The 11725-nt window shown below is 55.6% G+C and carries 9 protein-coding genes; 5 read left to right on the top strand and 4 right to left on the bottom strand.

Annotation, left to right across the window (positions count from 1 at the left end; genetic code table 11):
• Positions 1 to 39 precede the first annotated feature (39 nt).
• Both BLU70_RS13810 and BLU70_RS13805 read left to right on the top strand, forming a co-directional pair.
• The gene (locus tag BLU70_RS13810; RefSeq protein WP_244885238.1) at positions 40 to 4671 is read left to right on the top strand and encodes a beta strand repeat-containing protein; all 4632 of its coding nucleotides are present in this window, start codon (positions 40 to 42) and stop codon (positions 4669 to 4671) included.
• 110 nt (positions 4672 to 4781) lie between these two features.
• A complete protein-coding gene (locus tag BLU70_RS13805) occupies positions 4782 to 5309 on the top strand; it encodes a hypothetical protein (protein ID WP_074693912.1) in 528 nt (175 codons plus the stop codon).
• A gap of 128 nt (positions 5310 to 5437) precedes the next feature.
• Here the strand turns inward: BLU70_RS13805 and BLU70_RS13800 are convergent, their stop codons facing one another.
• Both BLU70_RS13800 and BLU70_RS13795 read right to left on the bottom strand, forming a co-directional pair.
• Complete coding sequence (locus tag BLU70_RS13800; RefSeq protein ID WP_074693910.1) at positions 5438 to 5725, bottom strand: hypothetical protein; 288 nt, start codon at positions 5723 to 5725, stop codon at positions 5438 to 5440.
• Positions 5722 to 6765: a ParM/StbA family protein gene (locus tag BLU70_RS13795; RefSeq protein ID WP_074693907.1), complete on the bottom strand. Its 1044-nt coding sequence runs from the start codon at positions 6763 to 6765 to the stop codon at positions 5722 to 5724. The genes BLU70_RS13800 and BLU70_RS13795 overlap by 4 nt, the downstream gene beginning before the upstream one ends.
• Before the next feature lie 343 nt (positions 6766 to 7108).
• Here BLU70_RS13795 and BLU70_RS13790 point away from each other — a divergent pair, with 343 nt between their 5' ends.
• The 3 genes from BLU70_RS13790 (at position 7109) to BLU70_RS13780 (ending at position 10425) form a co-directional block, all read left to right on the top strand.
• Positions 7109 to 7864 carry a hypothetical protein gene (locus tag BLU70_RS13790; RefSeq protein ID WP_074693905.1) on the top strand — a complete coding sequence of 252 codons (756 nt, stop codon included), beginning with the start codon at positions 7109 to 7111 and terminating at the stop codon, positions 7862 to 7864.
• 233 nt (positions 7865 to 8097) lie between these two features.
• Positions 8098 to 9258, top strand: coding sequence for a hypothetical protein (locus tag BLU70_RS13785; protein WP_244885237.1), 1161 nt, complete (start codon positions 8098 to 8100; stop codon positions 9256 to 9258).
• 936 nt (positions 9259 to 10194) lie between these two features.
• Positions 10195 to 10425, top strand: coding sequence for a hypothetical protein (locus BLU70_RS13780; protein WP_074693902.1), 231 nt, complete (start codon positions 10195 to 10197; stop codon positions 10423 to 10425).
• A 275-nt stretch (positions 10426 to 10700) separates the two neighbouring features.
• Here the strand turns inward: BLU70_RS13780 and BLU70_RS13775 are convergent, their stop codons facing one another.
• Entirely contained in the window at positions 10701 to 11036 is a 336-nt protein-coding gene (locus BLU70_RS13775) for a YolD-like family protein (protein ID WP_074693900.1), read from the bottom strand.
• On the bottom strand, positions 11033 to 11725 hold a 693-nt coding region (locus BLU70_RS13770; RefSeq protein WP_476774932.1), incomplete at its 5' end, for a DinB/UmuC family translesion DNA polymerase. The genes BLU70_RS13770 and BLU70_RS13775, both read right to left, overlap by 4 nt.

The following is an 11725-nucleotide window of genomic DNA, read 5'->3' as shown; positions in this document are numbered from 1 at the left end:
CTCATCGCGGTGTGGTACTTCAACAACATGGGCACCTACGTGAACGCGGACGTGGGCCACTCGAACGAGCAGGTCGCGACGTATGGGTTCACGCCGTGGCAGGACACGTACATCCCGGCGATTGCCCCGACGCGCTCGTTTCAGATCACTGTGCCAAGCGGTGCGAGCGGCAGCGGGATGCTCTACCTGTATTACGTGGATGGCATTGACCGGTATTACGAGGCCTCGTATGCCGTGAAGACGGCCGCGCCCGCCTCACCGCCGAGCGTGACGATCACGGCGTCGCCTACGTCCTTGCCGACCGGGCAGTACAGCGTGGTCATGGCGACGGGCAAGAACGTTCCAACCGGAGACATTCTCGAACTCAAGGATATCACGGGAGACCAGACGTTTGGTGGCTCCAATACATACGAGGATGGGGTGACAGGCGAAACCTCGCTGTCCACGATGGTCACTGCGAACACACCGGAGACGGCGAACTACCAAGCGTATGTGGTGAACCCGAGCACAGGGCATGTGGATGCGACATCGGGCACGGTGTCCGTCACGTGGACAAGCTCCGGCAACACGGGTGGAACAAACGGGAATGGCAAAAACGGCCCGACCATCACCTTGAGCGCGTCGCCTACGTCGCTGCCTGTGGGGCAATACACGGGGGTCACGGCGACGACGAGCGGGAATATGTCGGGTGACTTTATTGAAATTTCTGACCTATCAGGAGCAGGCACGTTTGACGGATCGAACACGTTTGAAGATGGCGTGGTGGGTGAGACGTCCTTAAGCGGGCCCGCGGTGAGCCAGACACCGCAGACCGTCACGTATCAGGCGAGCATCATCAACGCGTCGACGGGGCAGACGGTCGCCATGTCGAATCAGGTGCAGGTGACGTGGGGGCAGAACGCAACCATCACGCTTACGGCGAATCCCACGAATCTCACCACGGGCCAACCTTCGACGTTGACGGCCACGGCGAGCAATGCACCGTCGCCTATGGACGAGATCAAAATTATCGACGAATCCGGGAAGAGCACGCTCGGTGGACAGAACTCGTATGTGGCGATGGGCAATTCAGCGAGCACACAGGCGACGGCAAATGCACCCGAGACCGTGCAGTATGAGGCGGAGCTGCTGTCCCCGATGGGGACCGTGATTGCGACGTCGAACACGGTGAGCGTTACGTGGGCAGGGGCCATAGGATGCCCGTCGCAGTTAGCCATCATCGACCAGGGCGGAGTGACGAGTAATTCGGACACGCTCACGATTGTGAATCAAACGCCGGACGTGTTGCAGTTTTCGACCAACTCGCCGTCCATCACGTTGTCCCAGACATCCACGGCCGCGGGCATGGATGCGACGATCACAGCGACGTTCAGCGGTGGCGTAAACACGGGGACGCTCACGATTACGGACGCCTCGACAGGCTGTCAGCAGACTTACACGATCTACGATTCGAGCTACACACCGCCCGCATCGAACGACGTGACGTTGACGGCTAACCCGACAACGCTTGGCATCGGAGGAGCCACAACGCTAGCCGCCACTGTGGATACGGTGCAACAGGGCGCGTTCGTGGACATTTACGACGAGACAACGCACCAGTTTGTCTCTATGGGAACCTATGAATACGGCTATTCCATGCCGCCCTATTGGACGGCCACCATATCCGGCATGAGCATACAGGGCAACACGGCCACGGTGGAGTATTCCGGCACGTACACGGTGCAGTACAGCAGCAATGTTGCGGGGCCGCAGACGTTCGTGGCGTATGTTTGGGCTCCAGGCGTGTCACCACAAGGCCCGCCGTCTGAACAGTCCATGCCGGTCACGGTCACGTGGACGAAGCCGACGATTACGTTGACCGCCTCTCCAACCAACGTGTTTACAGGGCAGGCGTCGAACATATCGTACTCGACGGTCGGATGGTCATCGGGCGACTATGTGACCATCTCAGGCCAGGGCGGTCAGCACATGTGGTCACAAACGGATGACACAAAGCAGACGGACAGCTACTCCGAGACGGAATCGCCGACGGGCGGGAATACGGTCACGGTGACGTACACAGCCAGCCTGTACAACAGTGCGGGTACGTTGTTGTCGACGGCCACTGTGACGGTCAAATGGGCGTCGCCGACCATCACGATGAGCGCTAATCCCGCGTCAAACGTGCCAGGGGAGTCGTCGCAGATTTCGTATGCGGTGAATGTGTCGCTGCCAGCGGGGTACACCGTGCAGATTACGCCAAGTGGGAACGGCACGGACATGTGGAGCGCGTCGGGACTGACACGACAAACCGGGACGTACACCGAGACGGAGAATCCGCCAAGTGGGCAGACGGTCACAGTCAACTACACGGCAACCGTGCTTGACTTGAACGGGAATCCGGTCGCTACAGGCGGGACGACCGTCACGTGGTCAAATCCATGGACGGGTACCATTACGCTGACCGCGAATCCAAAATATGTCCCGACAGGGCAAAGCACGACGCTAACGGCCACCACGTCTCAACCGATCCCGACGGGGTGGAGCCTGGTTATCATGGACGAGACGACTGGACAAACGGTTTCGACGTCAGGAGTGTCACCCGAGATTGCACAATACACGTCAGTTAATGCTGAGACAGACACGTTTATCGCATGGTTAAGCGATGGATACGGACAAGTGGGGGCTTCCTCTAATCAGCAGACCGTGACTTGGATCGGGTTGTATCTTGCAGCCAATCCAACTGAATTGCCAGCAGGTCAGTCCACGACGCTTACAGTCATTGCACAAGATGTTCCGGTCGGAGACTACATCGTCGTTTTTAACAGTTCTACTGGACAGGTTGTTGGGCTAAATCAGTCCAGTCAGTTTACCGTAAATGTAACGGAGTCTGTCCCGCAGACGGATACTTTCCAAGCTTTCGTATCAACGGACGGGGATACCAATGGAACTCTAATGTCAAGCAACACGGTGCAAGTAGATTGGTTTGGGGTCACGCTTCAGGCCATTCCTGTAAGATTGCCGACGGATCAGTGGTCTACGTTAACTGCAACGGCGCAGGATGTACCCAATGATTATTATCTCATGATTGTCGATCAAACTACTGGACAGGTAATAGCGATCGGCAATCCGGGACAAACGACTTTACAGGCGGAGCAAAGCATGGCAACCGCTCAAACTCATACCTATGTTGCTGAAGTGGCACGGTATTCAGGGAATGGAAATGGGACAGGGAGTTCAGGAGGTTCAAGTGGTAGCAATGAGGTCGCAGTATTGGGCGCCCCAGGTGCTGCGTGGCAGAATGGGCAGTTCGACCTTCAGGCGATAACGAAATCCGGTGGGGCGTATCAGGTGTTCACGGATCCTACTGATGTGAACTTCAATCAATTCAAAACGATTCTCATCGAAGCGGACGAACCAACATCGTTCTATGACGAGCTTGAAACTGTCATTCCGCAATTAAATGCTTGGGTTGCGCAAGGGGGAAATCTCATCCTTTACGCTGCAGATCGTGGTTGGCAGGCAGGAGTTTGGCCGGGTGGACAAGGACCCGTGGGACTGACATTTGCGTGGAATCCAACATACACCGATGATGTGGTGTTGCCCAATACGCCCTTTACCGAGGGTCTGCCGAGCACGATACCTGGGAATTACGCTTCTCATGATGATATCGTCGGATTACCCAACAATGCGGTCGTCTACATCACGGATTCGACAGACGGAGCCCCTGTGGCCGCAAGTTTCACATATGGAAAGGGAGAGGTGTTTGTAAGCACTCAAACGATTGAGTGGGGAGCTGAGAATGGTAATAGTCCTTCAGAAGGAAACGAAGATCAAAACATCATGGATACATTTGTGGGAGGTGGGTTACCTAATCAAGTGATGGCGTCATCTCCTCCCGTGTCTGTCACGTGGTACAACTATGATTTGTCCCTCACGGCAAGCCCAACCACGTTGCCTGCTGGGCAAGCGACGACGCTGACAGCCACAAGCACCACGGGCGGAGGTCCCGGCGACGTGATCGAGATCTACGATGAGACCTCGGGTCAGGTTGTCGGCACGAGCACAGCGAATGCGTCGAGCTATTCCGCGACCTGGGCGGAAGGTGCACCGACTACGGATACCTTCATCGCGTGGTTTGTGAATCCATCCGGCGGCCATGATCAGGCGAGTAACATGGTACAGGTGCATTGGAATCAGGCGAAGCTAACGCTGTCCGACGCGGAGGTCTATCACACGCCCGCGTGGCAGCAGAACTTGGAGAACTACAACAACTACTACACGAACGTCGATCCACAACCGTCGCTGGTGCGTTCAGAATCGGATTTTTGGGCGGGCGAAGACCTGTTGTTCAAGGTGAAGCCGTCCATCACGGACATCGCGCAAGCCTACGTGTACTTGCCGGCGATTAGCATGAACCCGATGATGCCGCCGGGTTCGCCCATCAACTGGACGTCGTCGCCGCCGATTGTGCTCACGTACAATCCGTCGGACGACTATTTGGAGGGCGGTATCCCAACCGCATGGGATCCGTGGCTCCAGTACATGCAGGACGGAACGTACACGGTGACGTTCTGGGTGCAGTCGACGGACAACCAGGTTGCAACCGCACAAGCGTCGTTCACCATACGCGATACGTGGGTGAGCGGAAACGATCCGGGTACGTACTTCCATGAACATCAGACGTGGTAAGAGAGGCCGCCTTCGGGCGGCTTCCCTCGTGTATTAATTTGGCGCAAAGATGGCACATTTTAGCGCACGAGAGATGATAGAGTCGGCTTTGGAAGGAGCGGATGTGCAAGATGTGGACAAAACGGTGGACAGGTTTCCTTGCCGCATTGATATTCACGGCGACGGTTACGGGGTGCGGGACGATGCCCCATGCGACGTCACAGACATCTTCGACTTCAATACCCGCGCCGTCTGTGCACTCGGTGGTGGATAGGCTCCCGGGGAATCAGCAAGCGAAGCTGATCGGGTTTGACGCGCGCAAGAAGCGCGTCAGCCACCTGCCGATCGCGGTGAACGGCACGAATGTGCTGTACATCTCGCCAATGGAGCAATACGCAATCCAGCAATTTCAGCAGATTTGGCCGCGTCTGAAGGCGGATCCCGTCGTTGTATGGACGGGCGTGACCAAAGCGCAAGCGCAGACGATTTGGCACAAAGAGGGATATGAGAACGATCCACTTCCGTCGGTGCATACGGAATACGTGCCGCAGGCCATCCCGACACCGGATGCGTATCATCGCGACGGGAAGGGGTGGATGGAGGTGCCGGGGGTTTTGCCAGCGAGTCAGTTGGATAAGTGGGAGACCTTTTTCCGCTGATTTTCCGATGTACTATCGGATTCTCTTATCTTGCATAGACGGGAAAATTGCTAGGTGTTATGTTCAAAAGAGGGATTTGGTGCAGTGTGGTGCAAATAAAAAGAAAGAGGGACGGTGCCAGCCGTCCCTTATGTTTTGGGTGTGATGCGCGGGATGATGGGGCGTTTGCCTGTCGGTGTGCTCGCTTGGTTAGCTTGGGGAGAAGACGCGGTGGTGGGAGTCGAGGTGTCTCTATCGCCTGCTTGTGCTTGTCTCACTCCGCCTTCTCCGCGGATTTCAGCTTCGGCCTGAATACCGAGCAAGATGAGCTGCCGGACGCGCTCTGCGCGCCGGCGTTTTGGCGTTTGCTCGATGACCTCGGCGATTTCACGGTCATATTCATCGTCGTAGCTCAGGACATATCTGCGAATCGTCATGATTCCTCGTGCTCCTGTGCCAAAGCGTATTTGTACAATCCTCTCGCTACCGCCAATTGCGGCTCTGGAGCAATCCGGATGCTTGGCATCCAAGCGAGGAAGTAGTTACGGAAGGCCTCGCCTGAGCCGCCTGCGAGAATCACGCGCCCAAAGCCTGAACGGTCAGGGTACGCATATTGGATGCCCTGTTGCATGCGATCCCAAACCTGTCGCATCGCACGCTCGCGAAGTTCGGTGATGTTCATCCGGTGTGCGCCGTACTCGAACCAAAATTCTTGTGCGCCGTCTTGTGCTCTCAATTGGGCTTCCAGGTCATACGCGGTTGCGTACACTTTCGGCTCTTCACGCCGGATTTCCTCTAGGATGATTTGATACACATCATTCAGGCCTGCAGGGATGCTTGTCTGCCTTGACAGCTCCAGCTGATGAATCTCGCTCAAGTCGAGCGTGCCAGAGCCACTGTCGATGACGAGCACATCTTGCCTTTCAAGCTCCTCGTCCACTACAAGGCCGTCCTGGTCGAGATACGCGTCGAGGAAGACGGCAAAGGGCTGCGGAATGACCTCCAAGCGATTGATCATCACGACGACTTGCTCTCCGTTCTTCGCGCCGGTGACGGGCTCGGAGAACCAACGCTGCAACATCTCGACGTTCCGGGCTGTGAAGTCCTCAGAGGGCGTGCCACACGCGACGACGACTTCGATCACCCCGGTACGCCCCGTCCGTGTGGCCGCATCCAGTAGTGCCAGCTTCGCCAGTGTCTCAAACTGCCGGCTCGCATAGCGTTGTTCGCGGTCGTAAGCACCAATGGGTGTGCTGTGCATGGTGTGAACCTGCTCGTAGCCCAGGACGAAATGTTCGCCGCCAAACGTGAACACGTCCACTTCGCGCGATGTTGATTTGCCGGGCACCGACAGCACCTGACGTGTGAGATCAACGCGCCCATACACCGAGGGCATGGTGTCTTGGACAAGCGTGTCCCCGTCTCGCACGCACAAGCCGATACTTCCGTTTCCGACATCCAAACCAATAGTCAACATCCTGAACAACCCCCAGTGCGCATTCATGCATAATCAAGCCACATTATATCACACATGAATGTGCAAACAGATCGATATTATGCGTAAGCCACCATTCAAGCATACTGAGATGAAATTCATGCATAAAAGTAAATTGCGTTTGATGAATCAAGTAGTAAATAAGCATCATGTATGGTCAATCAGTATGAATAAAGAGTTCATTGTAACGTTAAGTGGAATACATGAATAATCAAGTGTCATTCAATATGCGCATGGACAACGCAGTCGAAACGTAACTTTGGCGTAAAGATGGCGCGTTCCGTACGTGAGGTGATGATACGGTCAAGATGAGGAGGGATGAAGAATGGCAAGAGAGATGCATCCTATCACGAAGCTTAATTTGGAGATGCTGAAGAACTCGAATGAACCGCTTGATATATTGCGGCAATGGGGCATTTTGATGTCGTCTGTTTACGACACGCTCACAGAACTCACGATGGAGGAGGATGAAGTTGTAACGGAATACTTATCGCGCATCGAAGAACTTGACGATAGGATTCAAGAATTCCTTTGCGAAGAAGCAGCAGCTAAAATGGCCCACTTTGATGAAGCTAAGAATAGGGTGGTCTTTGACCAATGGCCTGTTGGGTTGTGTCTCATTCCGTCCAGTACAGGCTTCGAAATTCGGAATATCCCTGTGTGGATGCTTGGCCACGGCGCCAGAAGGAAGCATCATCCGCTGTATCATCGAGATCGTCCATTTATTCGTAGGAGACAACTTTGGTACTGGCTTGTTCGTGAACTGAAGTGGAACTATCTCAAATCCATTTCATCGTGGGAAGATAGCCTGTTTCCCAAGAGCCCGCCAGGATGCGCTCGCATGAATATCCATTTTATGTCTGAGCACGATTATCAAATTCGCGATCTGGATAATTACGTCACATCGCTTCCCATGTTGGTCAACGCCTTGGTGGCCAATGGGCTGATTCAGAGCGATCGCCCTGGTTATTTTTCATATTCCGTTGAATGGGTTCAAATGGATGATAAGGAAGGTGGCCAAGAGCCGACGGTTACGCTAGATGTACACTATCTTGAAAGACTGAACGCGCCTAGGTTGTAAAGCGCCAATCGCCCATCTTGTAAAATGTCGACCTTGGTGCACTTTACACGTTGCTCTTTACAACGTAGGGCAAGCAGATTGCTTGAGACAAAGGCATTTTCAGCTATATACCACAAATTGCTATGTGCCTAGAAAACGTCCGAGGGTAGCTGGCGGCCGCAAACTGCTTGCAGTTTGGGGGTGCCAGCTACCAAGCGGAAGGCACCCAGCAAACACCAGAGAGGACGATGCGGATGGGGAAAGCAGAGGAATGGGAGGCGCGGTCGGAGGAGCGCGCGGACGAGGTGAGCCGAGCACTCGTGCGAATGGGCGTGATGACGCACGGGCAATTGACGCGGTTGTTGGGCATCAACCCTAAGAGCGAACGTGACCTCATACGGCGATGGTGGGACCGATTCGAGGAACAGCACAACGTGGCGAAGTGGGTGGCGTCAAGTCGATACAGCGTGCCTGGCAATCGCGTGATGCGGCTGGTGCGATTGACAGATGCTGCGTTGACCGAGTGGGCGGAACGAGAAGGAATTCGACGTGCGCGCAACCGAGTAAAGCCGAGCATGCTCGCACAGACCATCAACATGGGTGAAGTGCTCATCGCACTACGCCGAGATGGTGCGCTGTATGACGAGTGGGACATGATGCTACCGCAGGACGGGGACGAAGGACTCCACGCATGGCTTGTGAAACAGGATGACCCAGACTATCGCATGGGGTTGTTCTTATTGCCGACACGCCTCACGCGGGAAGAACAGGGCAAAAAGGGCCTTATTTATCATGGCGTGATTCGACGCGTAATTCAAAACACGAAGATACGGGACACGCTGTTTCTGGTGCCGAGAAAGTATTACGCGGTGGCGCTCCGGCTGTTGTCGTACATTGAGCAAGTTGGCGGCGAGCTGTACGTGTTGCCCTTTGAATCGTTTCTCGAGAACCCTGGATGGTATTTGGACAGCCTTTACAGAGGTGAGTCGCAGCAACGCGCGTCGCTCATAGACGTCCTCCGCCCGGTTCGAAAGTTGAATATGCCGCTCCAATATCAGTTTGCAGCGCTGGTGCAATTGCAAGATGGTCGTTATCGGATGATCGACACGTATACGAGCGGGGATGTGAAGCGGGTACAGAATTGGCTCCGATTCATGCTTGGCTACCAAGTTCCGAACACCGGCCAAGTCGCGGGCGCGGACGTGTACGTGTTCGACGAGACGATGCGCGAAGGGCTTGAGGCCGTGCTGCGCATGAAGTCGAAGAAGCAGTTCGACGTAAGCATGGTCGAGGTCCACGGTTGGCCAGAAGGCATGGTGAAGCCAAAGCCTGCGCGTGAGGCGTCGCAGGACGCGTTCGATGAGGTGGACGATTCGGACATCGACTGGGACGCGTGGCTGAATGAGCCATGGTAATCGCCGCCCCGGAAGATGGGCACGGACGTCAGTCCGGGCGCGTCTTCCGGGGCAAGCGTGTTTATGGGCAGTTTTCTCATCATGGACAGAGTGTGACAAGTGTTGACTGCCGTGAGTAGATTGGATGGAATCCTATTTGCGATGCATTTGATACCAAAAGCGCAGAATGGGCATTGTCACGGGCGGATGATATCCTGTACAAATTCCGTATTAAGTCGATTCATAAACCCAAAGCCGATTGACATTCCGTGTGGTCGTCATCTCTCTCAAAAGCGCGTAGCGGGTATGCCGTTTTCTGCTATACTTGCAGGTGGGACACGCAACGAGAAGTGCGTTTAGTAGCCGCTGCTTGACCACGAGCCTCCCTCTCGAACGTAGAGGCCTGCGGACCGTGTTGTACGGGTACCGGGAGGTGAGGCTCGTGGAGCGAAGGTTTCTACTGGAGCTGTCCATTCCGCTACCGTTTATCCACGTAGTGTGGGTGCAGTTGAAAGTCGAAATGGTCCACAAAAAGGACGACAGCCACTCCGCATAAGGTCGGCCCACCTTGGAGTGACTGTCACCTTCGCTAACTAGACGGCCCGAGCATGGCGCTGCAGGCCTCGTCCCATAGCCCGCCAGAGAGCCACCTCTGGTGGGCTATATGCATTTTGCGCCTCGTTCTATAGATAGTATGCACCACAACTGTGGGTTGTGTAAACGAAAATCCGATAACACAATTGTGGATTAAAGCCACGGAACACGCCCCGAAAGAAGGGCACGGACGTCAGTCCGGGCGCGTCTTCCGGGGCAAGCGTAGGTACAAACCTTCCACACGATATCAACGACCGAACGGCGCAAGAATTCACGCCAGGTCGTGGACACGGCAATCCCATTGATTTGCTACAATGCAATACGAAAGCACGGCGAGCGGAATCATACTCAGGAGGCGAGGATATGGCGAACACGTTGATGTACGAGGCTGTAGCGGCAAAATTGCGGGAGCTTTACGACACGCACCAGCGTCCCATCGGGCCGACAGAGATTGGTCTCGCGCTTGGGTTTGATTATCAGCAAGCGTCGTCACGCACGTCGCCGATGTTGAAGCGCCTCGTGGCCGAAGGCTCGGCGAAGCGGACACCGAACGGCAAATACGTGCCTGTGCAAGAAAGTGAGGTCACGAGCTAATAAGGAATGCGCTTGGTCAATGAGACGCAGGCGCGTGTTCTCGATTGGTTTTATGGGACGGAGCGTTCGATTTTGAATAACCTGATGCATGTATGTAATGGTTTTGTGAGGAAAAGACACGAAAGTAAGTTTAAAACTCTCAAATATAAGGTATTGGCTTTGGAATCTCTTCTTAACGACTAAAGATGTGCCGCCAGCTCCACCTCCGCTAGCGGCCATGGCAACCACGCGCGTTGCCCTTCCCAAACACATAAGATGCACCGACAATATCCAAATTACCTTGAGTCGCTGTTCACCGCCTCCACCCCGATCACATCCCGCACATCCACGACACGCACGCCGTTGACCGTTCGCACTCGCAACTCCCGACCGCGCACTGACACGCTGCCCACCAGCACCACATCCCGTTCCGGCGTAAACACCGTCACGCGCACGGCACGCCCCTTGCGAATCGCCTCGCTGAGCGTGTATTGCATCTCCTCCAAGCGCTCCTCGGTAAGCACTGGTCGCTTCCGTTTCATCCGTTCACGCTGGATTTGCGCCATGAGCGCTCGATGCTCAGGGAGCACAAGCCGCATGGACTCGAAAATGTTCCCGTCTCGAATGTTCATGCGTAATGCCCTCCAATGCGCATGCTCCGTTCACGTAGCTGTCCCGCGCGCGTCAGGCTGACCGCGCGCATGATGGATGTCTCGCCATAGCGCGCGCGAATCTCGTCCATCGTCTCGTACAGCCGTGTCCGCGCCGGCACGTTCTCAAACAGCGACAACTGGACGGTCTCTCGAAATTGCAGCATGTCCACGCTCACCGACACGGCCCGCACGCCGGAACCATCCCAATGTTCGTCGAGTAGGGCCAGGAGCACCGGATACAACTCTCCCGGGTCGTTCGTGGCGCGCGGAAGGGTCTTGGCCCGATAGAACCCTCCAGTGAGTACTTCATACGTAAGCCCGAGGCCCACACGGCGGCCGGCTTGATGCGCCTGCCGGAGACGATGGCATACCTCGTCCAGCAATTCTAGGATGACGACGGCGACCTCGTTGCGCTCGTAGAAGTCCCGCGGCAACGTCGTGCGATGGGAGAAGCCTTTGTGTGGTGCGCGGTAACTATGCGGGTTGATGTCGCTCCAGTCGATTCCATTCGCCCATCGGTGGATGACTTCCCCCCACACGCCAAACTCGGCCTTGAGCACCCCGACGGGCAGGCGCGCGACGTCGCCGATCGTCTCGCACTTGAACTTGCGCCGCAGGACTTCCGCCCGCCGTTTCAGGCCCCACATCTCCTCCACGGGCAAGGGATG

Origin of the sequence: Alicyclobacillus hesperidum (genome assembly GCF_900107035.1) — a bacterium.
In the GTDB taxonomy this organism is placed as follows: Bacteria; Bacillota; Bacilli; order Alicyclobacillales; family Alicyclobacillaceae; genus Alicyclobacillus; species Alicyclobacillus hesperidum.
Note: the sequence above shows the minus strand (reverse complement) of the source record. Positions and strands in the feature narration are given on the sequence as shown.